Here is a 25,258-nt window from a genome sequence, read left to right on the forward strand (position 1 = left end):
CGCGCGATCGCGCGCAAGCGCGCTCCTACAGGGGCCTAATGGCAGAACGCGTAAGACGTTCACTATGGATGGTTTTGCCGGGCGGTCGCCACCACGCCCCGGATTCTTGCAGCACCTTGGGTTGACCTTTCCACCAACGGCACGGTTGCCGGCCGGGACCCCCTGGCCGGATTTCCACACAAGGAAGCGAAAAATGGCCCTAAACCCCGGCGCATTCGTGCCGATACCTCCCTCGACAGTGGCTGGGCAGGGCTCCTTTCACGCCCCGTCAAGAAATAACTGTTGACAGGTAGAAAAAGTTCTCAAGTTTCCTCCCGGCGTGCCGTAAACCTCTCTGAGGCGGAAGGCTTCCCTTACGGAACCCCGCCGGAATACGCCGCACCTACTCCGGCAATTCGGTTCCGCTACCAAAGGATCAAGATCATGGCTTTGACCATCAACACCAACATCATGTCGCTGAATGCTCAGCGCAACCTGACGACCTCGCAGACGAAGCTGTCTTCGGCGATCGAGCGTCTGTCGTCGGGTAACCGCATCAACAGCGCCAAGGATGACGCCGCGGGCATGGCGATCTCCACCCGCATGACCACCCAGATCAACGGTCTGAACCGCGCGGTCCAGAATGCCAACGACGGCATCTCGCTCTCGCAGACGACCGAGTCGGCCCTCGACGAAGTCACCAACAACCTGCAGCGCATCCGCGAGCTGGCCGTGCAGTCGACCAACGCGTCGAACTCGCAGAGCGACCGCGCCGCACTGGACGCCGAAGTGCAGCAGCGTCTGTCGGAAGTGACCCGTATCGCGACCCAGACCAACTTCAACGGCATGAAGGTCCTCGACGGTTCGTCTCAGAACCTGAGCTTCCAGGTCGGTGCGAACGTCGGTGAAGTCATCAACGTCAACCTGAACCAGGGCATGAAGGCCACCCAGATTGGCCAGACCGCTGGCCAGTCGATCGACCTTGCTTCCTCGTTCACCGCCGCTGTTGCCGCTGTCCCGGGCACCGCCGGTTCGGTCGAGAGCTCGGCTGCCTTCAGCCTCACGGCGGCTTCTTCGTTCAGCGTCGACGGCAAAGCCGTGACGACCGGTACGACCTACGCCGATGCGGACGCTCTCGCGGCCGACGTGCAGACCCAGCTCGGTTCGAACTACGTTGTCGCTAACGACGCAGGCAAGCTGAAGATCTCCAATGCTGCGAACGGCGCGACCTCGCCGGCGATCACCGGCACCGACGCGGCCAAGTTCGCTGCTGGCGTCGCTGGCACGGCCGACACCGCAGCTGTCCCGTCCCAGCTGGTCATCGCTGGCGGCACCGCTGGCGTCAACATCAAGGTAGGCGACACCTCGTTCAGCCTGGCTGGCACCTATAAGGACACCCAGTCGGTCGCCGACGCGATCAACTCGCACTCCAGCACCGGTATCAGCGCTTACGTGGGCACCAATGGCAAGCTGAACATCGCTTCGACCAGCGGCTATACGGTGACGGGTACCCAGGCGGGCACGATCGGCATCACCGACCAGGCCACGACTTCTGGCTCGCTCGACGGCTCCAGCGTCGCGACGGCTGACGCCGCGAACGCCACGATCGTCCGCATCGACGCTGCCCTGCAGTCGGTTTCCGACCTGCGCTCGGACCTCGGCGCGGTGCAGAACCGCTTCGATTCGACCATCTCCAACCTGTCGAACATCTCGCAGAACCTGACCTCGTCGAAGTCGGCCATCACCGACGCCGACTTCGCGATGGAGACGGCGAACATGTCCTCGGCGCAGATCCTGCAGCAGGCCGGTGTCTCGGTGCTCGCCACCGCGAACTCCTCGCAGCAGATCGTGACCAAGCTCCTCGGCTAATCGCCCGGAGCTCCGCCTCTCCCGAGGTTAGCCTCGGGGTTGGCAGGGTAATTGCTTAATTGCCACGGGTGGCCCTGTTTCCAGGGTCACCCGTCGGCAAATTGGCGCCCAGGGCAGTGAGGCGTCTTCACGGAGATTCTCATGGCCACTAATCCGATTACCCTGGGTTCCAGCTCGATCGACGTCGCGTCGATCGTTTCGAACCTTGTAGCAAACAAGCGCGCCGCGAAAGACAAACAGCTTTCCGACGCCAGCACAGCCAACACCACCCAGATTTCGGCGGTCGGCAATTTTACGTCCTCGCTGACCAGCCTGCAGAGCGCCATCAAGGCTTTGACCAACGGCTCCGCGTTCACCACGCAGAAGACCTCGGTCGGCGACAACACGATCCTGACTGCCTCCGCCGATAGCACCGCGGTCCCGGGCAACTACAACATCGTGGTGAGCAAGCTCGCAGCGGCTCAGAAGACTACCTCAACCGCCATTGCCAGCTCGACGGCTGCCGTGGGCACGGGCACATTGACTATCGCAATCGGCGACAAGTCCATGAGCCTGGATATCGGTACGACGGGCAATTCGCTTCAGGATATCCGCGACAAGATCAACAAGGCTTCCGATAACCCCGGAGTCACGGCGAGCATCGTCACCGGTAAGGATGGCGCGCACCTGGTGTTGTCTTCCTCCACCACCGGTGCTGCGAATGCGTTTTCGGTCAGTGCCAGTGGCGGCGACGGCGGCCTTTCGACGCTCGCGTTTGACCCGGCAACCGGTACCCCGACGACGAAGGCGCAGGATGCCGAGTTCTCGATCGACGGCACGGACGCGACCAGCGCCACCAATACCGTGGCAGATGCCATTGACGGCGTTACGCTTTCCCTCGTGAAGGAAGGCAGCAGCAGCGTAAGCATTACAACGGACACTTCGGCCGTGACCGCGGCCATGCAGAGCCTGGTTACCGCCTACAACTCGTTTGTTTCCACGTACCAGACCCTGACCAAGTACGACTCGACCAATAACCAGGTGGGCGCGCTGATCGGCGACGCCACGGTCATGTCGATCAAGAGTCAGGTCAGCAGTCTTCTTGGCTCGCAGGTTCCCGCCGCGAACGGCGGCCCCAGTTCGCTTAGCAACCTGGGTGTTTCCTTCCAGGTGGATGGCACGCTCGCGTTCGATTCGACCAAACTCACCAAGTTCATGGCGTCCAATCCCAAGGAGACGCAGAACCTGCTCAGCGGTGACAACGGCATCGCGCCCAAGCTCGACAAGCTGATCACCGGCTGGACCTCCAGCTCCGGCATCCTCACTCAGCGCACGAACAACCTGAATCAAAAGACGAAGGATATCGCGCAGCAGCAGTCCGACTACGACGTGCAGATGCAGGACTACACCAAGCGTCTGACCACGCAGTACACCGCGCTGGACACCATGATGACCAAGCTCAGCAGCACGAGCAGCTACCTTCAGCAGCAGTTCGATTCGCTGAACAACTCGAACAAGTAAGCCGGCAGGAACGATAAGACATGGCACTGGGATACTCCCGCGGCGCAGGCGCCTACCAGCAGGTTCGTACCGGTGGTGGCATCGAAGCGGCCGACGCGCACGGCCTGATCACCCTGCTGATGGATGGCGCCCTCGAGCGAATCCGCCTGGCGGTCGCATGCATCGCCACCGGCAATGTTGCCTCGCGCGGCGAGGCCATTTCCAAGACCATCGAGATCATCGGTGGCTTGCAGGCGGCCCTGAACCACGAGATCGAGACCTCGCTGGTCGAGCGCCTCGATGCCCTTTACGACTACATGAGCCGTCGGCTGCTGTTCGCCAACATGCACGCCGATACGCTGGCCCTCGATGAAGTGGCGACCCTGCTGGGCCAGGTGCGTGATAGCTGGGTGGCGATCCCGGCTGAACACCGTAAGGTTGCCGGGGCAGCGGTATGACTGCCATCGCGTTCTGCGACCTCGACCGCGTCCTGACCCTGACCGAGGCAATGCACGCCGCCGCCTCAGAGGGCCGCTGGGATGACCTGACTGGCCTGGAAGCCGAGCGTGATCCCGTGCTCCACGCCGGGACCATGCGTCCGGCACCGGAAACGCTGGAATCGCTCAAGTCAATCATGCTCATAGATAACCTGATCAAGGACCTGGTCTCGGCCGCCCGTGACGAGACCTCGCTGGCCCTGGGCACCTCGCGTCGGGTTCGCCAGGCGGTGGCTGCGTATACTTCGTTCTGATCTTCCCAACGGTGGCAGGCCCATGAGCGAAGAAACATGGAAAGCCTTTTCGGAGCGTGTCACCTGGGACGCCCGGTTCCACGCCACCTGCGAGCCCGGCGAGCGCCTTGCGCCCGCCGCGCTGGCCTCGGTCAATGACCGTAACGCCAACGTCCTGGTGGCGGTCGCCGCCCTCATGGACCGACGCGTCGATACGGGCGAGGACGACAACGCCCTGAGCCAGGAAGTCGGCCGGCTCGACGCCAAGCTCAATATCCTGATGGAAATCGTCAACCGGCTGCTGCTGCCGCAATCGGCCCTGCCGCCGCGCATTTCCCTGCGCTTCAACGGCCTTGGGGCGGTCCTGCCCTGGGAGGGCCTGCCCCCGGTCGGCCAGCCCGTTCTGCTGAAGCTGCACTTCGACGTGGTCCGCGCGCTGCCCCTGGAACTGCCGGGTGTCCGCCATGCCGGGCCGTTGGACGGCAAGGGTTTCGTGGCCTTCGAGGGCCTTTCGGAGCCAGTCCGTGACGAGATCGAGCGGCTGGTGTTCCGGCAGCATCGGCGCCAGATCGCCGAGGCAAAGGCCCACGCGACCCAAGGGTGACCTTTTACGTCACGTGACGTAAGAACGTCGCGTGTCTTCCTGCGTCACATTCGTGACGCGTGTCGTCAGCATTGACACTGACGCTCACCTCCGCGATTTCATACGTTGCCGAAAAGGTTTTCCCTACGCAGCAACTACCCGTTCCCTGACACGGATTTCAGGCTTCTTCCGTCGGAAATCCGACGTTGGCACGCTCCTTGATTGATATCTTGCAACGAAGGCGACGGGATTCCAGCACGGACCCGCCGAGGGGCCTTCGAACTTTCTCCACGCGAGGTATATCCGGTGAAGTCGTCCAACTTTCTCGTCGTCGAATCTGACCCGTCCCGCGCTGATGCCGTCGGTTCGGCGCTGGCCTTCCTGGGCTACCGCCCGGTGCTGGCCAGCCGCATGCATACGGCCGAAGCAGGTGAATCGTGGCGCGGCGCCTACATCGGCACCGTCGATGACGACGTGGAACTGGATGCCTTCCTCGCGCCGTTGGGCCGCCAGGGTCGCGACCTGCCGATGCTCGTGGCAGCCGATTCGCCGATCGCTACCTCGCTGATCGCCGACGACACCAACCAGAACGTTGAACTGATTGACATGCCGCTGCGCTATGAGCGCCTCTCCGAGGCCCTGCGCACCCTGCAGTCGCGGATGCAGTCGGTCCCGTCGAACCTTCGCTTCGTTGGCCAGTCCGGCCCGATGCAGCGGGTGAACGCGCTGATCCGCCAGGTCGCTCCATTCGATTCCAGCGTGCTGGTGCTGGGTGAGTCCGGTAGCGGCAAGGAACTGGTCGCACGCACCATCCATGATTGCTCGCCACGTCGCGACAAGCCGTTTGTTGCGATCAACTGCGGCGCCATCCCGGCCGAGCTGCTCGAAAGCGAATTGTTCGGCCATGAGAAGGGCGCATTCACCGGCGCCATCAGCTCACGCAAGGGCCGTTTCGAGATGGCCGAGGGCGGCACGCTGTTCCTCGACGAAATCGGCGATATGAGCCTGCCGATGCAGGTGAAGCTGCTGCGCGTCCTGCAGGAGCGCGTGTTCGAACGCGTGGGTGGCAACCGCGCCCAGCGCTGCGACGTGCGCATCATCGCGGCCACCCACCGTGACCTGGAAGGCTCGATCGAGCGCGGCACGTTCCGTGAAGATCTCTTCTACCGCCTGTCGGTATTCCCGCTGGAAATGCCGCCGCTGCGCCAGCGCCTGGAAGATCTGCCGGCCCTTATCGGCGAGTTCAATCAGCGCCTGGTCCAGCGTGGCCTGTCGTCGGTGCGTTTCACCCCTAGCGCCATGAACGCGCTGTGCCAGCATGCCTGGCCGGGTAATGTGCGCGAGCTGTCGAACCTGGTCGAGCGCATGGCCATCCTTATGCCCCAGGCCGACGTCCGTGCCGCCGACCTGCCGGAAAAGTACCGCGGCGCCACGCCGGTGGAAGAAGTATCGGGTACGGCGCTCATCGCCATGATGGAAGCCGAGCCAGACGTCACCGAGAGCTTCCGTTATGGCGGCGAAGGCGATCCCTCGGTCCTGCCGCAGGGTGGTCTGGACCTGAAGGATCACCTTGCCGGCATCGAGATCGGTCTGATCCGCCAGGCCCTGGATTCCGCCAACGGCGTCGTCGCCCACGCGGCCAAGCTGCTCCGTGTCCAGCGCACCACGCTGGTGGAGAAGCTGCGCAAGTACGGCTTGTCAGAGGCTGCACAGGCGGGTTGAATCATCTCCACCGTTGGCATGGGTCGTGCTTGAAGTGTCGGTAAGACGAATACGCGTTGGAAAACCGTCATGACCACGATCGACGTCAACAGCCTCCTGCTCCAGATGCGCCGCATCAGCGCGCAGACCGACATGCCCGCCATGCGTGGCGTGGGTGAGACCACCCCCGCCCAGAAAGGCACGTTCGGTGATCTGCTCAAGCAGTCCATCGATGGCGTCAACGAAACCCAGACGAAGGCCAGTCAGCTCTCGACCGCCTTTGAACGGGGTGACCCGGGCGTCGATCTTGCCCAGGTGATGATCCAGGGGCAGAAAGCCGACCTTGCGTTCCGCGGCATGACCGAGGTGCGCAACAAGATGGTCGATGCCTACAAAGAAATCATGAACATGTCGGTCTGACCGACTTGCCACGCATCCCAGGACTGAATTCCCACCATGGCTGATAACGGCGTCGCTAACACGGATGGCAACTCGGCTTCGCGCATGCACTCGCTGAAGTCGCTTGCGCAGACGCCGGCCGCGCGCCAGCTCTTCATGCTGGCGGGTATCGCAGGCGCCGTCGCCATCGGTATCGCCGCGGTCATGTGGTCGCGTGCCCCGAACTACGGCTTGCTCTATGGCGGCCTGGAACAGAAGGATGCGGCGGCGGTCACCCAGGCGCTGCAGACGCAGAACGAACCGTACACACTGAGCACCGATGGCAGCTCGATCTTCGTGCCGGTGGCCGATGTCGCCGCGGTGCGCCTCAAACTCGCTGGCCAGGGCTTGCCGCAGGGCTCGGCCAATGCGCAGCCGCAGGCGGATTCCCCGTTCGGCATGAGCGACATGGCCGAGCGTTCGCGTTACCAGTCGGCGCTCGAGGCCGACCTGGGCAACACCATCGCCGGGTTGCAATCGGTGCGCGCGGCTCGCGTGCATCTGGCGCTGCCGAAGCCCTCCGCCTTCATTCGCGACAACAAGCCGGCCAGCGCGTCGGTCGTGATCACGCTTTACCCAGGTCGCCAGCTCGACCAGGGCCAGGTCGCCGCGATTGCCCACCTCGTGGCCGCCAGCGTACCGGACCTGGATACGCGCAACGTCTCGGTGATCGACCAGGGTGGCAACCTGCTGACCCAGAACGACCCGGATAGCCCGGCCGCCATCGGCGACAACCGCCTGCGCCTGTCGAACCGCATCGAAGCGACGTACACCCAGCGCGTGGAAGACCTGCTGGCGCCGCTCGTCGGTGCAGGCAAGGTGCGCGCCCAGGTCTTCGCCGATCTCGACTTCTCATCCACCGAGAAGGCCAGCGAGACCTTCAACCACGACAACCCGGCGCTGCGCAGCGAACAGACCAGTAGCGACACCCGCACCGATCCTGCCAGCAATGGCGGCGTGCCGGGCGCACTGAGTAACCAGCCACCGAACGCCGGCGGTAATCCGACCGCGGCGAATCCCGCGGCAGGTAAACCGGCGGCGCCTGGCCAGGCCGCGACGACGCAGACTGCGCAGTCGCCCACGCAGCAACAGCAAAGCGCCACGCGTAACTACGAACTTGATCGCACGGTGAGCCACGTGACCGATCCGGCCGGCAAGGTCGCCCGCCTGACCGTCGCCGTAGTGGTCGATAACAAGACCGTGCCCGACAAGGACGGTAAAACCAAAAGTGTCCCGTTTACGCCGGAAGAGCTTCAGCGCCTGACCGAACTCACCAAGAACGCGGTGGGCTTCAGCTCGGCGCGCGGTGACAGCGTCAGCGTCATCAACGAACCGTTCCATGGGGTCACCGCCGAGGACGCACCGCAGAGCCCCGCGTTATGGGAGCGCCCGGGTATGCTTGACCTGATCAAGCAGGGTCTTGGCGTCATGGTGGCCTTGATCGTCGGCTTCTTCGTACTGCGCCCGATGTTGAAAGGCTTGCTGAAGCCGGCGCCGGTGACGGAGCAGGGCATGGCGCTGGCCGGCCCGATGCCTACGGTGTCGGTCATGGTCGATGATGACGACATGTCGCCCGAGCGTTCACGCGGCGGGTCCCACGTCCAGCTTGGCGCACCGGCGCTGCTGGCCTATGAACAAAAAGTCGGCCTTGCCAAACGGATGGCGGCCGAGAATCCGAAGCAGGTAGCGCAGGTCGTGAAGAGCTGGGTATCCGACGATGGCGGCTGATAAAGAGGTCCTGACGGGCGCGCAGAAGGCCGCGATCCTCCTGCTCACCCTGGGTGAGGAAGATGCGGCTTCGATCCTCAAGCATCTCGGCGCACGTGATGTGCAGGCGGTAGGTACCGCCATGGCACAGCTGAAGAACGTCTCGAAGGAGCAGGTGGAGGTTGTCCTCACCAAGCTGCAGGAAGACGTGGGCCAGCACACGGCCATCGGCGTGGGCACCGAAGACTATATCCGTCGCATCCTGGTGAATGCGCTGGGCGAGAACAAGGCCGGCGGCCTGATCGACCGCATCCTCCTGGGCCGCAGCAGCAAGGGCCTGGAATCGCTGAAGTGGATGGAAAGCCGCGCCATCGGCGAGATGATCAGCCAGGAACACCCGCAGATCATCGCGTTGGTGCTGGCGCACCTCGAGCCTGACCAGGCCGCTGAAGTCATCGGTTACCTGCCGGCGCGTACACGCAGCGATGTCGTCATGCGCATCGCCACGCTGGATGGCGTGCAGCCGCACGCGTTGAACGAGCTCGACGAAATCATGGAGCGCCAGTTCTCCGGCAATTCCAACAAGCTCAAATCGGCCACGGTGGGCGGCCTCAAGGCGGCCGCCGATATCCTCAACGCGATGGAAACGGCACGCGAGGCCGAGCTGATGAGCTCGATCCGCGGCATCGACACGGGTCTCGGCGACCGCATCGAAGAACTCATGTTTGTCTTCGACGACCTTGCCGAACTCGATGATCGCAGCATGCAGGTGCTCCTGCGCGAAGTGCCGTCGGCCCGCCTGATCACGGCTCTGAAAGGCTCCGATGTCGCCATTCGCGAAAAGATCTTCGCCAACATGTCCAAGCGCGCCGCGGACATGCTGCGCGACGACCTGGAAGTGAAGGGTCCCGTACGCCTGTCCGAAGTGGATGCGGCGCAGAAGGAAGTGCTGGCTACCGCGCGCCGCCTGGCTGACGCGGGCCAGATCAATCTCGCCGGTGGCGGGGAAGAATTCGTCTGATGAGCCTGACCTCGATCCTTTCCCGCGAGCGCATCGAACAGTTCGAGCGTTGGGAGCTGCCTGTTGTCGGCGGCTCCGACGTGCGCCACGTGGAGGATGTCGAGGAAGACGATGTCCCGCATCGTCCGACCGTGGCCGAGATCGAGGCGATCGAACGCCAGGCGCGTGAAGAAGGTTTCAATGCGGGCGTGAACGAAGGCCGTGCGATGGCCAGGCGCGAACTCACCGAAAAGGTGGCGCGGCTGGATGCGCTGTTCGCGGCAGTGGAGCGCCCGTTCGCTGACCTTGATGGTGACGTGGCAGGTGATCTCGCGGCACTGGCGACGCTGATCGCCGAACGCGTGTTGGGCTATGAGATTGCCACGCGTCCCGAAAAAATCCTGGATGTCGTCCATCAGGCCGTTGATGTCCTTCCGGCCGGCTCGCGCCATCTGAAAATTCACCTTAATCCGGTCGATGCGGCGCTGGTGCGCGAGCATCGCTCGTCGCTCGACCACGAAGGCGCAGTCATCGATGATGCCGCGCTGGAGCGTGGTGACGTTCGCCTGGAAAGCGAGCACTCGCGGCTCGATGCCCGCGTGCGCACTCGCCTGGCCGCCGTGATCGATAGCGTGCTGGTAGCCCCCCTGGTCGACGACAGCGCGAATGATAGCGATGTGGCCGACGAGAACTCGGCATCGTGAGCGCCGACAACCACAAGGCAAGTCGCACCGCGCACTGGCGTGATGCGCTAGCCGTACAGCGCGCCAATGTCGAACGGGTGCGCCCGATGCAGGCCGAGGGCAAACTGCGTCGCGTTGTCGGCCTCACGCTTGAGGCGGTTGGCTGCGAGGCACCGGTCGGTTCGCGCTGCATGGTGGCGGGCGCGGACGGCAAGCAACTTGAAACCGAGGTGGTTGGCTTTTCCGATGGCCGCTTGCTGCTGATGCCTACGGGTGAAATGCACGGCGTGCTGCCCAACGCGCGCGTCACGCCGGTGGCTTCTGTCTCGGGCGTTCCCGTGGGCGACTCACTGCTCGGCCGTGTTATCGGACCGGATGGTGTGCCACTGGATGGTATGGGCCCGCTGCTGGCGCGCGACCGTGCGCCGCTCCGCCGCGATCCCATCAACCCCATGCAGCGCCAGCCGATCGATACGCCGCTCGATACAGGCGTGCGTGCGATTAACTCCCTGCTTACCGTGGGACGTGGCCAACGCATTGGCTTGTTTGCCGGCTCGGGCGTGGGTAAATCCACGCTGATGGGCATGATGACGCGCTTCACCGACGCCGACGTGGTGGTGGTGGGGCTGATCGGCGAACGCGGCCGCGAAGTAAAGGAATTCGTTGACCACACGCTGGGCGAGGAGGGCCGCCGCCGCGCCGTGGTCGTCGCCGCGCCCGCCGATGCGCCACCGTTGTCGCGCCTGCGTGGCGCCCAGGTGGCGACCGCCGTGGCCGAGCATTTTCGCGATGAAGGCAAGCGCGTGCTGCTGCTCATGGATTCGCTAACCCGTTACGCCCAGGCCCAGCGCGAGATCGCACTGGCGATTGGCGAGCCGCCGGCGACCAAGGGCTATCCACCATCCGTGTTCGCCATGCTGCCAGCTTTGGTCGAGCGCGCAGGTAACGACGCGGAAGGCCGCGGTTCGATCACGGCGTTCTACACCGTGCTCACCGAGGGTGATGATTACCGGCATGATCCGATCGCGGACTCGGCGCGCGCCATCCTCGATGGCCATATCGTGCTGTCGCGCGACCTGGCCGAGGCAGGGCACTACCCGGCCATCGATGTCGAGGCATCGATCAGCCGCGTCATGCCGTCAGTGGTAAGCAAGGACCACATGCGTGCCGCGCAGCGCTTCCGCCAGGTCTATTCCGCCTACCGCCAGCAGCGCGATCTCATCGCCGTTGGCGCCTACAAGCAAGGCAGCGACCCGCGCACCGACGAGGCGATCGCGCTGTACCCGAAACTGTCGGCCTTCCTCCAGCAGGAAACCGACACGCCGGTCTTCCTCGATGAGGCTGAGGCTGGCCTCGTCGATGCTGCGAGGGCCGGCTGATGCCGTCGCGCGCCGATCGCCTGCAACCGGTCGTGGATCTCGCCGCCGAGAAGGCGGAGGAGGCCACGCGCATGCTCGCTACGCAGCAGCAGGCGCTGGCCGATGCCGAACACCAACTGGTGGAGCTGCGCCGGTACCGCAACGAATATGCCGAAATGCCCTCGGGCATCGGCGTGGCTGAACTGCTGAATCGCCAGCAGTTCCTGCAGAAAATCGACATGGCGATCGTGCAGCAGCTCGGCGAGGTGCAGCGCCGCGAACGCGCGCTTGAGCGCGCACGCGGCGACTGGACCGAAGCGCGTGGACGTGCCAAGGCACTGGACACCGTGACGGCGAACTACCGCGAGCAGGAGCGCAAGCAGGAGGATCGTCGCGAGCAGGAGCAGGCCGACGAACGTTCGCAGTACCGCAAACATCCCAGGTGAGGGGCCTGATGTGGACCACGCCGCGCCTCCCACCGATCGACCTTATCGAGCCAAACGCATGAATAACGCTTCGCTTCTCCTGAATGCCGCCCGGCCCTCGGCCCCCGCGCATGCCGCCTCACCGGCGGTAGCACCGGCTGGGTCGAGCGCGGCGTCGTCGGCGACATCGGCGGCGGATACCGTGGCCCCGCAGAAGCACTTCGGCCACGCGATGGACGCGGCGCGTGCGGATACGCAGGGCCGCAAGTCCGCGGGTGCCGATCACGAGGCAACGACGGCGGCGAAGGCGCCCGCGAAATCCTCGGACGACAAGGATCCCAAGGCCGCCGCGGATACGAAAAAAGACGACCCGTCCGCCACGAAGGACGATGACGCGGACACGAAGGATGCGGCGAACGCCGATAGCGACAACACCTCGCTCGCAGCCTCCATGCTGGCCCTTATTGGCGTCCCGGTTCAGGTGACGCAGATCGCGGCGAAAGGGCTTGGCCTGGCCAAGGATGTAGCGACCGGGAACGCCGGTGCGGCCCTCGCCGCGCTTACTGGTGCCAAGGGCGACACAACCGATTCGGCGGCTGCGGCGCAGGGCACCGGTCTCGACGCACTCACGGCGGCCACGGCCACTGGCGCCGTCTCTGCAGCCCCTGGCGCGGCCACGGCATCGCCGTTCGCCGCGTTGCTGGCGACGGAAGGTGCAGCCACCGCCGTGACCAAGGACGACGCCAAGGGGATCGACCTCGCCGCGGCCGGCCCGATGCCGCTCGCCCATGCACCGGCGGCAGGTGACCTCGGTAGCGTGACCCAGCTCCAGGCCACCCAGGCCACGACGTCGCCACAGTTTTCCCAGGCCCTGGGAGAACAAATCGCGTGGATGAGCTCCGCCGCCGGCGATATCAAGGAAGCCAGGATCAAGCTGCACCCTGAAGAGATGGGCAGCATGGATGTCCGCGTGAACGTCGATGGCGGCAAGGTGAATGTCGCGATCATGGCGCAGCATCCGGCCGCCGTGCATGCCGTGCAGCAGACGCTCTCGAACCTGGACAGCATGCTGGCCCACCACGGTCTTTCGCTTGGCCAGGCCGAGGTCAACCAGGGTGGCGCCCAGCAGCACAACGACAACCAGGGCCAGGGGCGGGGCAGCGGTTCGGCTTCGCCCGATGGTGGTGACGACACGCTCATGACCGCCGCCACGTCGCGCGTCTCGCGTGGCCTGGTCGACGAGGTCGCCTGAGGCCTCCGCGCGATGTGACGTAATGACGTCGCGCGTCAATTTTCCGCCTTCTTCGTCATGACCTGCCCAAGGGCGTAAACCTCGCGAAAAAAGGGGTTTACGCCGCGACAACCTACTGTGCGTGATGGCACGCCGCTTGCAACAATACCCGCGGGGCCCGTAGGGGCCAGCCATATCCGCATTCGCATCAACGAGGTTCCACCCGCATGGCCACGGCAAAGAAAGACGGCGACGAAGGTAAGAAGAAGGGCAAGGGCAAGGTGCTGCTGATCGTTGGCGCGCTCGTCCTGGTCGCTGGCGGCGCTGGCGCCTTTTTCATGCTGAAGGGTGGCCACCCGAAGAGCGCCGAGCAGGCCGCTATCGAGGCCGCCAAGGCCAAGCCTGCCGTTTACCTGCAACTGGATCCGGCGTTCGTGGTTAATTTCCAAGATGACACCGCCCTGCGTTTCCTGCAGGTGGGGGTCAACGTGATGTCGCACGACCCGGAAGCCGTTGCGGCGGCCAAGGAAGCCGATCCTGAAATTCGCAACGCGCTGCTCATGCTGTTCTCGGCGCAGGATGTGAAGACCCTGTCCGATGTGAAGGGCAAGCAGAAGCTCCAGGCGGCTGCGCTAGCGGAAGTCCAGCGCGTGCTGAAGGAAAAGATTGGCCGTCCGGGCATCGATGCCCTGTATTTCACCAGCTTCATCATGCAGTGACGGGAGCCGTCCGGCCATGAGCGATATCCTCACCCAGGAAGAAATCGATGCGCTGCTGGCGGGCGTGGAGGGCGGCTCCGTCGAGACGGAGCTCGAGCCGCCACCGCTGCCGGGCTCCATACTCGATTACGACTTCACCCAGCAGGACCGCATCGTCCGCGGCCGCCTGCCGACGCTGGAAATGGTCAACGACCGTTTCGCCCGTTATTTCCGCGCCAACCTGTTCAACGTGCTGCGGAAATCGTGTGAGGTCTCGGTGCTTGGCGTGAAGATGACCAAGTTCAACGAGTACGTCCATTCACTGGCCGTGCCGAGCAACCTGAACCTGGTCCGGATCAAGCCCCTGCGCGGCACCGCGCTCATGGTGTTCGAGCCGCGCCTCGTCTTCACCGTGATCGATAACTTCTTCGGTGGCGATGGCCGCTTTCACGCGCGTATCGAGGGCCGTGATTTCACGCCCACCGAAAACCGGGTGATCCAGATCGTCCTGGCCGAAGCGTTCGGGGCCATGGCTGAGGCCTGGTCGCCGGTGTTGAAGATGCAGTTCGAGTTCCTGAACTCCGAGATCAACCCGCAGTTCGCCAACATCGTGAGCCCCACGGAAACCGTGGTGGTATCGCGCTTCCACGTCGAGCTGGATGGCGGTGGCGGTGAAATCCATCTCACCCTGCCGTACTCCATGGTGGAGCCGATCCGCGAATTGCTGGATGCCGGCGTGCAGAGTGATCGCGCCGAGCGCGATGAGCGCTGGATCCAGAACCTGCACGAGGAGATCCTCGACGCCGAGGTAGAGGTCACCTCCATGCTGGCCGAGGCACGCCTGACCATTGGCGATTTCCTGCACCTGCGCAAAGGCGATGTCATTCCGATCAGCCTCCCGGACCTCGCGACGGTCTTTGCCGAAGACGTGCCGATTTTCCGCGGCCGCATGGCCAACGCCGCCGGCAACAAGGCGGTGCAGTTCGAATCGCACATGCGCCGGCCTTCCATCAAGAACCCCGCGCCCACGCCGTCACCGGCCGCCGAACCCGCCTGACGTACCCCTGTAGGAGCGCGCAAGCGCGCGATGGGTGCTTGCCGCAAGCCCCCATCGCGCGCAAGCGCGCTCCTACGTTCGTTTTCGGCAAGGGAAAACGTGACGTCAAATGACCGTCATGGTGACTAACTGCCGTCGAGCGTCAGGTTTCCGGCGAGCCACCGTCGAAAGGCCTGCATAGGGGAGGGTGATAACCTTCCAAGCCTATGAAATAAATAGGGAAAATCAGGGTTCCGCCACGTGCCAAAAGCATGGCACGCCGTTTGCTTCCTTGGATGGGTCATCCCAGCAACGCACCGGATACTCGGACATGAACGAACCCACCATCCTCGAACCCGTCGACGGCGCCGCCGATCTCACCAAGAACCTTGGCCTGGGCAGTGACGTCAACCTCGATGTCATCCTCGATGTCCCGGTCACCATGGCCATGGAAGTCGGTCGCACCAAGATCAGTATCCGCAACCTGTTGCAGCTCAACCAGGGCTCGGTGGTCGAACTCGACCGCGCCGCCGGTGAGCCGCTCGATGTCTTCGTGAACGGCACGCTCGTCGCTCATGGCGAGGTGGTGGTGATCAACGAGAAGTTCGGCATCCGCCTGACCGACGTGATCAGCCCGGCCGAACGCGTCCGCAAGCTCCGCTGAGGGCCGTCCATGCGCCGCATCGCCGCTGCCCTCGCGGGTGGCTTCCTCCCCTGCGCCCTGATGGCCGCCCCCGTGGCTGCCGCTCCGGCGGTGGACTCGGGCGCGGAGATCGTTCGTGTCCTGATCAGCCTGCTCGGCGTCGTGGCACTGATCTTCTTCGTTGGCTGGCTGGGCCGCCGTGCCCAGTCGCGGGTGCGCCCGGGCGGGCGGAAGATTCGTCTCATCGAGAGCATGCCGGTAGGGCTCAAGGACAAGGTCATGCTGCTCGAAGTGGGCGGCAAGCAGCTACTCGTGGGCGCCTCGCCGACCGGTGGCCTGCGCACCCTGCATGTGCTGGAAACCCCGGTCCAGGAAGACACCACCCCGTCGGATACCCCGGCGATCCGCGGTTTCCGCGACATCCTCTCCCAGTGGAAGCGTCCATGAAGTACGTGAAGTGGGGGCTGCTCTTGCTCCTCCTCCTCTCGCCGTTCGCCGCCTTCGCGGCCGAACCGCCGGGCATCCCGCTGATCAACGTGCAGCCGGGCGCCAATGGCGGCCAGCAGTGGTCGCTGTCGATCCAGACCCTGGCGCTGATGACCGCGCTGACGGTGATCCCGGCGATCCTGCTGATGATGACCTCGTTCACCCGGATCATCATCGTCCTGGGCTTCCTGCGCCAGGCGCTGGGCACCAACAGCACGCCGCCGAACCAGGTGATCCTGGGTCTGTCCCTGTTCCTTACCCTGTTCGTGATGTCGCCGGTGCTGAACAAGGCCTACGACGCGGGCGTGAAGCCCTACATGGATGGCCAGATGAGCGTGCAGGATGCGCTGCCCCTCGCGGCGGCGCCGTTCAAGCACTTCATGCTCGAGCAGACCCGCGAGCCGGATCTGCAGCTCTTCACCAAGCTGGCCAATGAGCAGCCCTACGCCGACAAGGAAGCCGTACCCTATCGCGTGGCGTTGCCGGCGTTCCTTACCAGCGAGCTGAAGACCGCGTTCCAGATGGGCTTCCTGCTGTTCATCCCGTTCCTGATCATCGACCTGGTCGTCGCTTCCGTGCTCATGTCCATGGGCATGATGATGGTCTCGCCGGTGATCATCTCGCTGCCCTTCAAGATCATGCTGTTCGTGCTGGTCGATGGGTGGACCTTGCTGCTCGGCACGCTGGCCGGGAGCTTCTACCAGTGACGCCCGAATCGGTCATCAACTTCGGCCAGCAGGCCCTGCACATCGCCATGCTGGTCGGCGCGCCGCTGCTGCTCACCGCGCTGGCGGTGGGTCTCATCGTGGGCATGATCCAGGCCGCCACGCAGATTAACGAGCAGACCCTCAGCTTCATTCCGAAGCTGATCTGCATGGCCCTCGTCGGCATCATCACCGGCCCGTGGATGCTGCGCACCATGGTCGATTTCACCCGCACCCTTATCGAAAGCCTGCCTCAGGCAGTACGTTGATGCCGCTGGATCTCGGCCAGCTCGAGGGGTGGGTCGGGAGTGCCTGCTGGGCGCTCGCCCGGATTACCGGACTGATGCTCATGGCGCCGATTTTCAGCTCCACGGTCATCCCGGTGCGTATCCGGTTGGGCATCACGCTCATGCTGACGATCGTGCTGGCGCCGTTGGCACCGCTCGCGATCCGCCCGCTTTCCGCCGAAGGCGTGGCCACGCTGGCCCAGCAAATCCTGATCGGCGCGGCGCTCGGCTTCGTACTGAAGCTGGTGTTCGAAGCCGTTTCGTACGCGGGGCAGTTCGTATCCCAGGCGATGAGCCTCGGCTTCGCCGAGGTGGTGAACCCCGGCCTGGGCGGCACCACGCCCGTCCTCGGCCAGCTGTACTCCATGCTCGTCACGCTGATTTTCCTGGTCCTCAACGGCCACCTGCAGTTGATCGACCTGCTTGCGGAGAGCTTCCGCAGCATGCCGGTCGGGCAGGGCGGCATCGGCACCGATGGCGTGTGGGGCGTGCTCACCTTTGCCTCCCACCTGTTCAGTGGCGCGGTCCGCGTGGCGCTGCCGGCGCTCACCGCGTTGCTGGTGGTGAACTTCGGCTTTGGCGCCATCAGCCGCTCGGCACCGTCGATGAACCTGTTCGCTGTCGGCTTCCCGATCACCATCTGCCTCGGCATGATCGCCGTCTGGTTGTCCTTGCGTGGCTTGCCCAGCGCCTGGGATTCGCTCACCACGGCCGCATGGGGAACCATGCGCCAGCTCATCGGGAGGTAGGCCGTGAGCGAAGGCGCAGACAAGGAAGACAAAACCGAAGCCCCAAGTGACAAACGACTTCGCGAATCCCGTGAAAAGGGCGAGCTGCCGCGCTCGCGCGAGCTGTCCACCGCCGTCGTGGTGTTCTCGGGCGTGGCCATGCTCATCGCCTCGCGCGCTGAGATGGCGAAGCACGCCGCCAACATCATGCACGTGGGCCTGAACTACGGGCGCGAAGACCTGTTCGCCGTCAACGGCCTGCAGCGGGCGCTGATGACAGCCCTGCTGGAGGCCCTGCGCATGCTGGGCCCGCTGTTCGCGGTGACCATGGCCGCGGCGATCGCCGCCCCCGCGCTGATGGGCGGGCTGAATTTCTCGTTCCAGGCGCTGACGCCCAAGTTCGACCGCCTGAACCCGATCCAGGGTCTTTCCCGGCTGGTCTCGAAGAATGGCCTGGTCGAGCTCGGCAAGTCCATATTGAAATTGTTCGTCATCGGCGGCGCGCTGGCCTGGTACCTGCGCAAGAGCACGGTCGAGATGTATGCCGTGGGCTCGGGCTCGGTGGAGGAGGGCATTGCCCACGCCTTCGGTATGTTCGGCAGCGCCTCACTCATCTTCGCCATTGCCATGGGCGCCATTGGCCTGGTCGATGCGCCCTGGCAGAAGTACAGCTTCCTTTCGAAGATGAAGATGACCAAGCAGGAAGTGAAGGACGAGCACAAGGAAAACGAGGGCTCGCCGGAACTGAAGTCAAAAATCCGCCAGATGCAGCACCAGATGGCCCGCCGCCGGATGATGGAAGACGTGCCCTCGGCCGACGTCATCATCGCCAACCCGACGCACTTCTCGGTGGCCCTCAAATACGACGAAACCCGCATGGGAGCGCCGCGCGTGGTGGCCAAGGGCATGGACGTGATCGCCCTGCAGATCCGCCAACTGGGTACCGAATCGAAGGTGCCGGTGGTCGAGGCGGCTCCGTTGGCACGAGCCTTGTATCACACGACGGAAATCGGACGTGAAATCCCCTCGGCCCTGTTCGTGGCCGTGGCCCAGATCCTGGCCTACGTGTTCCGGTTGAAGCAGGCGATCGCTATGGGCGATCTCCCGCCCGACATGCCCCAGCAGGATATCGATCCGGAGCTGATGGGCCCTTACCGCATGGATAAGTGAGACAGATGGCAGCCTCCCAGAACTTGATGGGCACGTTCCGGCAGATCGGCCGACGCGGCGTGGCCGCGCCGATCGCTATGCTGATCATGCTCGGCATGATGATGCTGCCGCTGCCGCCGTTCATGCTGGACCTGCTGTTCACGTTCAACATCGCGCTGTCGCTGGTGATCCTGCTGGCCACCATGTACGTGATGCGCCCGCTGGAACTGGCGTCGTTCCCGACAGTGGTGCTGTTCGCGACCTTGCTGCGCCTGGCCCTGAATATCGCCTCCACCCGCGTGGTGCTGCTGCACGGCCATAACGGCCCGGGTGCGGCGGGCAAGGTCATCGAGGCGTTCGCCGAGTTTGTCATTGGCGGCAATTTCGCCGTCGGCTTCGTCGTGTTCGCCATCCTCACCATTATCAACTTCGTGGTGGTGACCAAGGGCGCCACCCGCGTGTCCGAAGTGACGGCACGCTTCACCCTCGATGCCATGCCCGGCAAGCAGATGGCGATCGATGCGGATCTCAATGCCGGCCTGCTCACCCAGGAACAGGCCCGCGAGCGCCGTCAGGAAGTGCGCGAGGAAGCCGATTTCTACGGCTCGATGGATGGTGCCTCGAAGTTCGTCCGTGGCGATGCCACCGCCGGCATCCTGATCCTGGTCATCAACATGCTCGGTGGCTTCTTCATCGGCATGTTCCAGCACGGCCTCTCGGCCGGCGAAGCTGCGCACACCTACACGCTGCTGACCATCGGTGATGGCCTGGTCGCCCAGGTGCCGGGCCTCATGCTCTCGATCGCCACGGCGGTCATCGTCACCCGCGTGTCGAAGTCGCAGGAAATGGGCAAGCAGGTATTCGGCCAGCTGTTCAGCCAGCCCAAGGCGCTGGCGGTGGCGGCCGCGGTGCTTGGCGTGATGGGCCTGATCCCGGGCATGCCAAATATTCCGTTCCTCCTCCTGGCAGGCATCGCAGGCTTCGGTGCGTGGAAGCTGCAGCAGCGCAAGGATTTGCCGGCAGGCGCCACCGCTGGCACGCCGGGCGTTCCGGGTACCGAGCTGGCCGCGCTCGACGCTACACCGCCGGCCGAGCGCCTGGAACTGTCGTGGGAAGACGTGGCCCAGGTCGACACGGTCGGCCTCGAAGTCGGCTACCGCCTCATTCCGCTGGTCGACAAGGCGCAGGGCGGTGAGCTTATGGCGCGGATCAAGTCGGTGCGGCGCAAGCTCTCGCAGGAACTGGGCTTCCTCGTGCCTTCCGTGCATATCCGCGACAACCTCGACCTGGCGCCGCACGGCTATCGCATCTCGCTGATGGGCGTCCCCATGGGCGAAGCTGAAATCCATACCGAGCGCATGCTGGCGATCGACCCGGGCCGCGTGCACGGCACCATCAACGGTATCGCCACCCGTGACCCCGCCTTTGGCCTGGACGCGGTCTGGATTGAGCCGGGCCTGCGCGAACACGCGCAGACCCTCGGCTACACCGTGGTCGATCCGGCCACGGTCATCGCCACCCACCTTTCGCACATCCTGCAGAACCACGCGCACGAACTCATCGGTCACCAGGACGTGCAGCAGCTGCTCGACCGCCTGGCCCAGCAGACCCCGAAACTGGTGGAAGACCTGGTGCCGAAGCGCCTCTCGCTCGGCGCGGTGGTCAAGGTGCTGCAGAACCTGCTCGCCGAGCGCGTGCCTATCCGCAACTTCCGCGGCATCGTCGAATCGCTGGCGGAGAACGCGGGGCAGAGCCAGGATCCGGGCGTGCTTGCCGCCGCGGTACGCGTCGGCCTGGGTCGCCAGATCGTGCAGGAGATCGCCGGCCTCGGCACGGAAGTGCCCGTCATTACTTTGGCACCCGAACTCGAACAGATCTTGCTCCAGTCGCTGCAAGGTAGTGGCCCCGCTGGCGCGGCAGTCGAGCCGGGCCTGGCCGATCGCTTGCAGAAGAACGTCGCCGACGCGGCTCGCCGCCAGGAGGCCGCCGGCGAACCCGCCGTCCTGCTGGTTTCTCCTGCGCTTCGTCCGTGGCTTTCGCGCTTTACGCGGCATGTGGCCCAAAACCTGCATGTACTTGCCTACAACGAAGTTCCGGACAACCGCCGCGTCAAGCTGGTGACGGCCCTGGGACGATAGGAATGAGACACCGCTCGGGGATTTGCCCCGGCGGACGTGACAGAACAAGGTGGCGGCCCAGGGGAACCGGGCGCCGATCGATGAAGACAGGATCGAACGCATGAAAATCAAACGATTCGTTGCTCCCGACATGCGCCAGGCCATGCGCCAGGTCCGTGATGAGCAGGGTCCGGACGCCGTGATCCTGTCCACGCGCCGGATGGACGACGGCATCGAGATCATCGCCGCGCTCGATTACGACGAAGCGCTGGTGCGCGAAGCCGGCTTTGCCTTTGAGCCGCCGACCGCGGACGAAAAGGTCGAGTCGATCCGCGCCACCCGCGACCATCGCGAGGCCGAGCGCATCGCCCGGGTCGACCAGGCCCGCGCCGCCACGGCTGCCGCCGTCGAACGCGCCACCAGGGGTATCGCAGAAAACACGAACGCGCCGCAGCGCCAGTCGTCCGCCGCGCTGGCCGCCAGCGTCGCCGACGTGGTCCGCGCCGCTACGGTGGGCGGCCCGCAGAACGATGTTGCCGTCAACGGCATGCGCGCCGAGATCAACAACCTGCGCGAAATGCTGGAAGTGCAGCTTTCCGCGCTGGCCTGGAACCAGATGGATCGCGTGCAGCCGCTGCGCGCCCGGGTCCTTCGTGAAATGACCCGTCTCGGGATCGACGGTGATGTGGCCCGCGCGCTGTGTGCGGAACTGCCGGACAACATGACCGCGGAGCAGGCACGTTACCTGCCGCTGGGCATTCTCTCGCGCAACATCCGCACCAGCGGCCGCAACTTCGATACGGTCGGTGGTGGCGTTACCGCCTTCGTCGGCACCACCGGCGTCGGCAAGACGACCAGCATCGCCAAGCTGGCGGCGCGTGCGGTACTGCGCCACGGTGCCTCCAACGTCGCGCTGATCAGTGCGGACCAGTACCGCATCGGTGCTGGCGCGCAGCTTGAACACTACGGCCGCCTGCTCGGGGTCCGCGTGTACAACGCGCTTGATGCGCAAAGCCTGCGCAATGTCCTGTTGCAGCTGCGCGGCAAACACACGGTGCTGATCGATACGGCGGGACTCGCCGGCAACGATCCGAAGCTCCAGCAGCAATTTGAAACGCTGCGCGCCATGGCCGATGTGCGCGTCTGCCTGGTGGTCGCGGCCAACGCGCAGGCGCAGGCGATCGACAACGCCGTGCGCGCCTATGCACCGCTGAAGCCGCAGAGCGCGATCCTGACCAAGCTCGACGAGACACCGCTGCTGGGTGGCGCGCTTTCAGCGTTGATCCGGCACGGCATGCCACTCGACTACACGACAGATGGACAGCGCGTCCCGGAGGACATCGCGTCCGCCGACGCACGCAAGCTGGTTTGCCTCGCCGCCCAGATGCTCAAGCAACGCAACGAAGAGCCAGACGACGCCGTGCTCGCCGATCGCTTCGGCTTTGCCTCCGCGCCGACCCTGGCCTGATCGCAGCATTTCACGAACGTGCCTACCGCAACCGCAACCGCAACTTCTTCACCGGCAGTGAATTCCTTCATGACCACACACGTCGACAACTCGCAGGCCGCCAGCCTTAACTGGCTCGCCGACCGCCGTCCTACGCGCAGCATCGCGATCGCGGGCGGCAAGGGCGGTGTCGGCAAGACCACGGTGGCCGTGAACCTTGGCATGGCCCTGGCCATGGGTGGCCGCGACGTCATCCTGCTGGATGCCGACCTCGGCATGGCCAATATCGATGTCCTGCTGGGGCTGCAGCCCACGCGGCACCTCGGCCACATGCTGGAAGGCGCCTGCACCATTGAAGACCTCGTGTTGCAGGCGGCGCACGGGCTCAAGGTGATCCCGGCCACGTCGGGCACCCGGCGTATGGCCCAGCTACCGAACATTGAGCATGCCGCGGTCATCCGTGCCTTCGACGAATACCCGCTGGCGCCCGAATACCTCATCGTTGATACCGCCGCCGGCATCTCCGACAGCGTGTCGATGTTCGCCGCCGCGTCCGACGAGGTAGTGGTGGTGGTCTGCGACGAGCCGGCCTCACTCACCGACGCTTATGCCCTGATCAAGGTGCTGTCGCGCGAATTCGCGGTTAATCGCTTCCGCATCGTGGCCAACATGGTCCGCCATGCGCAGGAAGGCCGCCAGCTGTTCGAAAAACTCTCGCGGGTGACCAACCGGTTCCTGGATGTCTCCCTCGATTTCATGGGCATGGTGCCGCACGACGAGTACCTGCGCCAGGCGATCCGCCGCCAGTCGGCGGTGGTTGATGCCTGGCCGAGCAGCCGTTCGGCGGTGGGATTCAAGAATTTGGCCAGGTCGGTCGATACATGGGGTGAACCCGAACCCCGTGGTCAGGGTCGGATCGGCTTTTTTGCCGGCCGCGAACACGTGGGGGGAGGGCTGCCGTTGTGAGCGTCGCGAGCGAATACCTTGAAATCACTAAGGTTCCGGCCGATCAACTGGTAAGAACGCATGCGCCGCTGGTGCGCCGGATCGCCTATCACCTGATGGGCCGCCTGCCGCCTAGCGTCGATGCAAACGACCTCATGCAGGCCGGAATGATCGGTTTGCTTGAGGCGGCAAGGAATTATTCGCCGACTCGCGCGGCCAGCTTCGAAACCTATGCGGGTATCCGCATACGTGGCGCCATGCTGGATGAACTGCGCAAGACGGATTGGACCCCACGCAGCGTCCACAGGAAATTGCGTGAGGTGGCTGAGGTAACGAGGCAGATCGAGAACGAAACCGGTGGCGACGCCAACGACGTGGAAGTGATGAAGCGTCTCGGCATCGATGCCATGGAATACAACCAGATCCTGGCGGACGCGGCGAGTGCGCGGTTGCTGAGCCTGACGGCGCCGGAAGGCGACGAAGGTTCCGCGATCGACGTAGCCGACCCGGATGCCACGGGCCCCGATGGCCTGTTCGAGAAGGATGGCTTGCGCCACGCGCTCGCCGATTCGATCGATGGCTTGCCGGAGCGCGAAAAGCTGGTGATGTCGCTGTACTACGATGAAGAACTCAACCTGAAGGAAATCGGTGCGGTGTTGGGAGTAAGCGAATCGCGCGTGTGCCAGATCCACGGCCAGGCCCTGATCCGTCTCCGCGCACGCATGTCGGGTTGGAAAGACAAACACTAAGAACTACGCGGCTGTAGGGCGGAGAACGCTTTGGACAAGAACATGAAGATCCTCGTGGTGGACGATTTCTCCACCATGCGGCGTATCGTCCGCAACCTGCTGGTGGAGTTGGGTTTTACCAACACGCTGATCCAGGAAGCGGAAGACGGCAACGCGGCCCTGACGCTCCTGCGCTCACAGCCGATCGACCTGGTGGTCACCGACTGGAACATGCCGAACATGACCGGCATCGACCTGCTGCGTGCCATCCGCGCGGATGCCAGCCTGAAATCCTTGCCGGTACTAATGGTGACGGCCGAGAACAACCGTGACCAGATCATCGCGGCCGCCCAAAGCGGCGTGAATGGTTACGTCGTGAAGCCGTTCACGGCGGTCACGCTGAAGGAAAAACTCGACAAGATCTTCGAACGACTCGCTGCGGCCGCCGGCTAAGGGACTGACATGAATACGATGATTTCCTCTGGCCAGGACGTGGCACCCGAACTGCGCGAGCTCTTGGATGCCGACGACAGCGCCGCCTTCGAACATGCGCTGGATCGCCTGATCCGCAGCCGTGAACAGCATCTGTTCCTGGCCCTGGGCCACCTGGCGCGCGACCTGCACGAATCCGCCCGCCGCCTCGCCTCGGATATTTCCAGCGACGGCGTGCCGGGCACGATGAGTGACGCGCGTAAGCACCTGCGCGATGTCCTTGAGATGAGCGCGACCGCGGCCCATCGCACGCTCGACTTCAGCGAAAAGCTGCGCCCGCAGGCCCAGTCGCTGGCAAAGCAGGCCGATGAACTGCTCGTGCTCGACCAGGCTGACCCTGCCTTCGCGGTCAACGCCACGTCGCTGGCGGTACGCGTCGGCGATTTCGCGCAGAGCTGTGATATCGGCTTTGGTGAAATGGTCGAAGCGCAGTCCTGGCAGGATCTTTCCGGCCAGCGCGTCGCCCAGGTCGAGGCGTTCATGGCCAAGGTCGAATCTTCACTGGTGGAACTGGTGCGTCTCACCGGTTCGCTAGCGGGCGCGAACGCGCCGGCGGCGGATAAGGTCAGCCAGGACGAAGTAGATCGCCTGCTCAGCGAATTTGGCTTCTGAGCC

Annotated in this window: 27 protein-coding genes; all 27 read left to right on the plus strand. The window is 64.4% G+C overall.

What is annotated here, in order from left to right:
* The first annotated feature begins 423 nt into the window (after nt 1-423).
* Nucleotides 424-1,848: a flagellin gene (locus VGN46_RS14590; protein WP_331644446.1), complete on the plus strand. Its 1,425-nt coding sequence runs from the start codon at nt 424-426 to the stop codon at nt 1,846-1,848.
* 141 nt (nt 1,849-1,989) lie between these two features.
* The gene (gene fliD, locus VGN46_RS14595) at nt 1,990-3,348 is read left to right on the plus strand and encodes a flagellar filament capping protein FliD (RefSeq protein ID WP_331644447.1); all 1,359 of its coding nucleotides are present in this window, start codon (nt 1,990-1,992) and stop codon (nt 3,346-3,348) included.
* 20 nt (nt 3,349-3,368) lie between these two features.
* Complete coding sequence (gene fliS, locus VGN46_RS14600) at nt 3,369-3,785, plus strand: flagellar export chaperone FliS (RefSeq protein ID WP_331644448.1); 417 nt, start codon at nt 3,369-3,371, stop codon at nt 3,783-3,785.
* Nucleotides 3,782-4,078 carry a flagellar protein FliT gene (locus tag VGN46_RS14605; RefSeq protein WP_331644449.1) on the plus strand — a complete coding sequence of 99 codons (297 nt, stop codon included), beginning with the start codon at nt 3,782-3,784 and terminating at the stop codon, nt 4,076-4,078. The genes fliS and VGN46_RS14605 overlap by 4 nt, the downstream gene beginning before the upstream one ends.
* 22 nt (nt 4,079-4,100) lie before the next feature.
* On the plus strand, nt 4,101-4,661 hold the full coding sequence (locus VGN46_RS14610) for a PilZ domain-containing protein (RefSeq protein WP_331644450.1): 561 nt from the start codon (nt 4,101-4,103) through the stop codon (nt 4,659-4,661).
* 285 nt (nt 4,662-4,946) lie between these two features.
* Complete coding sequence (locus VGN46_RS14615; protein WP_331644451.1) at nt 4,947-6,362, plus strand: sigma-54 dependent transcriptional regulator; 1,416 nt, start codon at nt 4,947-4,949, stop codon at nt 6,360-6,362.
* A 69-nt stretch (nt 6,363-6,431) separates the two neighbouring features.
* Nucleotides 6,432-6,761 (plus strand): flagellar hook-basal body complex protein FliE, encoded by a 330-nt coding sequence (gene fliE, locus VGN46_RS14620; RefSeq protein WP_331644452.1) that lies wholly within the window; start codon nt 6,432-6,434, stop codon nt 6,759-6,761.
* A 36-nt stretch (nt 6,762-6,797) separates the two neighbouring features.
* Entirely contained in the window at nt 6,798-8,507 is a 1,710-nt protein-coding gene (fliF, locus tag VGN46_RS14625; RefSeq protein WP_331644453.1) for a flagellar basal-body MS-ring/collar protein FliF, read from the plus strand.
* A 10-nt stretch (nt 8,508-8,517) separates the two neighbouring features.
* Entirely contained in the window at nt 8,518-9,507 is a 990-nt protein-coding gene (gene fliG / locus VGN46_RS14630; protein ID WP_331644561.1) for a flagellar motor switch protein FliG, read from the plus strand.
* The gene (locus VGN46_RS14635; RefSeq protein WP_331644455.1) at nt 9,507-10,190 is read left to right on the plus strand and encodes a FliH/SctL family protein; all 684 of its coding nucleotides are present in this window, start codon (nt 9,507-9,509) and stop codon (nt 10,188-10,190) included. The genes fliG and VGN46_RS14635 overlap by 1 nt, the downstream gene beginning before the upstream one ends.
* On the plus strand, nt 10,187-11,548 hold the full coding sequence (fliI, locus tag VGN46_RS14640; RefSeq protein ID WP_331644457.1) for a flagellar protein export ATPase FliI: 1,362 nt from the start codon (nt 10,187-10,189) through the stop codon (nt 11,546-11,548). Before VGN46_RS14635 ends, fliI begins: the two co-directional genes overlap by 4 nt.
* On the plus strand, nt 11,548-11,973 hold the full coding sequence (gene fliJ / locus VGN46_RS14645) for a flagellar export protein FliJ (protein ID WP_331644459.1): 426 nt from the start codon (nt 11,548-11,550) through the stop codon (nt 11,971-11,973). Before fliI ends, fliJ begins: the two co-directional genes overlap by 1 nt.
* Before the next feature lie 58 nt (nt 11,974-12,031).
* A complete protein-coding gene (locus VGN46_RS14650; RefSeq protein ID WP_331644461.1) occupies nt 12,032-13,204 on the plus strand; it encodes a flagellar hook-length control protein FliK in 1,173 nt (390 codons plus the stop codon).
* A gap of 206 nt (nt 13,205-13,410) precedes the next feature.
* Complete coding sequence (locus tag VGN46_RS14655) at nt 13,411-13,902, plus strand: flagellar basal body-associated FliL family protein (protein ID WP_331644463.1); 492 nt, start codon at nt 13,411-13,413, stop codon at nt 13,900-13,902.
* Nucleotides 13,903-13,918: 16 nt separating this feature from the next.
* Entirely contained in the window at nt 13,919-14,938 is a 1,020-nt protein-coding gene (gene fliM, locus VGN46_RS14660; RefSeq protein ID WP_331644465.1) for a flagellar motor switch protein FliM, read from the plus strand.
* A 310-nt stretch (nt 14,939-15,248) separates the two neighbouring features.
* A complete protein-coding gene (gene fliN / locus VGN46_RS14665) occupies nt 15,249-15,581 on the plus strand; it encodes a flagellar motor switch protein FliN (protein WP_331644467.1) in 333 nt (110 codons plus the stop codon).
* Between the two features lie 9 nt (nt 15,582-15,590).
* Nucleotides 15,591-16,007: a FliO/MopB family protein gene (locus VGN46_RS14670; protein ID WP_331644469.1), complete on the plus strand. Its 417-nt coding sequence runs from the start codon at nt 15,591-15,593 to the stop codon at nt 16,005-16,007.
* Nucleotides 16,004-16,753 (plus strand): flagellar type III secretion system pore protein FliP, encoded by a 750-nt coding sequence (gene fliP / locus VGN46_RS14675; protein WP_331644471.1) that lies wholly within the window; start codon nt 16,004-16,006, stop codon nt 16,751-16,753. Before VGN46_RS14670 ends, fliP begins: the two co-directional genes overlap by 4 nt.
* Nucleotides 16,750-17,019 (plus strand): flagellar biosynthesis protein FliQ, encoded by a 270-nt coding sequence (fliQ, locus tag VGN46_RS14680; RefSeq protein WP_331644473.1) that lies wholly within the window; start codon nt 16,750-16,752, stop codon nt 17,017-17,019. The genes fliP and fliQ overlap by 4 nt, the downstream gene beginning before the upstream one ends.
* Nucleotides 17,019-17,786: a flagellar biosynthetic protein FliR gene (gene fliR / locus VGN46_RS14685; protein WP_331644475.1), complete on the plus strand. Its 768-nt coding sequence runs from the start codon at nt 17,019-17,021 to the stop codon at nt 17,784-17,786. Before fliQ ends, fliR begins: the two co-directional genes overlap by 1 nt.
* A gap of 3 nt (nt 17,787-17,789) precedes the next feature.
* The gene (gene flhB / locus VGN46_RS14690) at nt 17,790-18,935 is read left to right on the plus strand and encodes a flagellar biosynthesis protein FlhB (RefSeq protein WP_331644477.1); all 1,146 of its coding nucleotides are present in this window, start codon (nt 17,790-17,792) and stop codon (nt 18,933-18,935) included.
* A gap of 5 nt (nt 18,936-18,940) precedes the next feature.
* Nucleotides 18,941-21,052, plus strand: a complete 2,112-nt coding sequence (gene flhA / locus VGN46_RS14695) for a flagellar biosynthesis protein FlhA (RefSeq protein WP_331644479.1) — start codon at nt 18,941-18,943, stop codon at nt 21,050-21,052.
* Nucleotides 21,053-21,152: 100 nt separating this feature from the next.
* Entirely contained in the window at nt 21,153-22,499 is a 1,347-nt protein-coding gene (flhF, locus tag VGN46_RS14700; RefSeq protein ID WP_331644481.1) for a flagellar biosynthesis protein FlhF, read from the plus strand.
* 69 nt (nt 22,500-22,568) lie between these two features.
* Complete coding sequence (locus tag VGN46_RS14705) at nt 22,569-23,444, plus strand: MinD/ParA family protein (RefSeq protein WP_331644483.1); 876 nt, start codon at nt 22,569-22,571, stop codon at nt 23,442-23,444.
* A complete protein-coding gene (locus VGN46_RS14710; RefSeq protein WP_331644485.1) occupies nt 23,441-24,172 on the plus strand; it encodes an RNA polymerase sigma factor FliA in 732 nt (243 codons plus the stop codon). The genes VGN46_RS14705 and VGN46_RS14710 overlap by 4 nt, the downstream gene beginning before the upstream one ends.
* Nucleotides 24,173-24,202: 30 nt before the next feature.
* Nucleotides 24,203-24,604 (plus strand): chemotaxis response regulator CheY, encoded by a 402-nt coding sequence (gene cheY, locus VGN46_RS14715; RefSeq protein ID WP_331644487.1) that lies wholly within the window; start codon nt 24,203-24,205, stop codon nt 24,602-24,604.
* A 9-nt stretch (nt 24,605-24,613) separates the two neighbouring features.
* A complete protein-coding gene (locus tag VGN46_RS14720; protein WP_331644488.1) occupies nt 24,614-25,255 on the plus strand; it encodes a protein phosphatase CheZ in 642 nt (213 codons plus the stop codon).
* The last annotated feature ends 3 nt before the right edge of the window (nt 25,256-25,258 follow it).

This window comes from Luteibacter sp., from assembly GCF_036500425.1.
In the GTDB taxonomy this organism is placed as follows: Bacteria; Pseudomonadota; Gammaproteobacteria; order Xanthomonadales; family Rhodanobacteraceae; genus Luteibacter.

Excerpts from the sequence above, each read along its gene's own strand:
- flhF (WP_331644481.1), top strand. The coding sequence starts at position 21,153 with ATGAAAATCAAACGATTCGTTGCTCCCGACATGCGCCAGGCCATGCGC.
- VGN46_RS14720 (WP_331644488.1), top strand. The coding sequence starts at position 24,614 with ATGAATACGATGATTTCCTCTGGCCAGGACGTGGCACCCGAACTGCGC.
- fliF (WP_331644453.1), top strand. The coding sequence starts at position 6,798 with ATGGCTGATAACGGCGTCGCTAACACGGATGGCAACTCGGCTTCGCGC.
- VGN46_RS14635 (WP_331644455.1), top strand. The coding sequence starts at position 9,507 with ATGAGCCTGACCTCGATCCTTTCCCGCGAGCGCATCGAACAGTTCGAG.
- VGN46_RS14670 (WP_331644469.1), top strand. The coding sequence starts at position 15,591 with ATGCGCCGCATCGCCGCTGCCCTCGCGGGTGGCTTCCTCCCCTGCGCC.
- VGN46_RS14650 (WP_331644461.1), top strand. The coding sequence starts at position 12,032 with ATGAATAACGCTTCGCTTCTCCTGAATGCCGCCCGGCCCTCGGCCCCC.
- VGN46_RS14655 (WP_331644463.1), top strand. The coding sequence starts at position 13,411 with ATGGCCACGGCAAAGAAAGACGGCGACGAAGGTAAGAAGAAGGGCAAG.
- fliS (WP_331644448.1), top strand. The coding sequence starts at position 3,369 with ATGGCACTGGGATACTCCCGCGGCGCAGGCGCCTACCAGCAGGTTCGT.
- VGN46_RS14590 (WP_331644446.1), top strand. The coding sequence starts at position 424 with ATGGCTTTGACCATCAACACCAACATCATGTCGCTGAATGCTCAGCGC.
- VGN46_RS14605 (WP_331644449.1), top strand. The coding sequence starts at position 3,782 with ATGACTGCCATCGCGTTCTGCGACCTCGACCGCGTCCTGACCCTGACC.
- fliM (WP_331644465.1), top strand. The coding sequence starts at position 13,919 with ATGAGCGATATCCTCACCCAGGAAGAAATCGATGCGCTGCTGGCGGGC.
- fliD (WP_331644447.1), top strand. The coding sequence starts at position 1,990 with ATGGCCACTAATCCGATTACCCTGGGTTCCAGCTCGATCGACGTCGCG.
- fliE (WP_331644452.1), top strand. The coding sequence starts at position 6,432 with ATGACCACGATCGACGTCAACAGCCTCCTGCTCCAGATGCGCCGCATC.
- fliP (WP_331644471.1), top strand. The coding sequence starts at position 16,004 with ATGAAGTACGTGAAGTGGGGGCTGCTCTTGCTCCTCCTCCTCTCGCCG.
- VGN46_RS14705 (WP_331644483.1), top strand. The coding sequence starts at position 22,569 with ATGACCACACACGTCGACAACTCGCAGGCCGCCAGCCTTAACTGGCTC.
- fliJ (WP_331644459.1), top strand. The coding sequence starts at position 11,548 with ATGCCGTCGCGCGCCGATCGCCTGCAACCGGTCGTGGATCTCGCCGCC.
- fliN (WP_331644467.1), top strand. The coding sequence starts at position 15,249 with ATGAACGAACCCACCATCCTCGAACCCGTCGACGGCGCCGCCGATCTC.
- fliR (WP_331644475.1), top strand. The coding sequence starts at position 17,019 with ATGCCGCTGGATCTCGGCCAGCTCGAGGGGTGGGTCGGGAGTGCCTGC.
- flhA (WP_331644479.1), top strand. The coding sequence starts at position 18,941 with ATGGCAGCCTCCCAGAACTTGATGGGCACGTTCCGGCAGATCGGCCGA.
- VGN46_RS14610 (WP_331644450.1), top strand. The coding sequence starts at position 4,101 with ATGAGCGAAGAAACATGGAAAGCCTTTTCGGAGCGTGTCACCTGGGAC.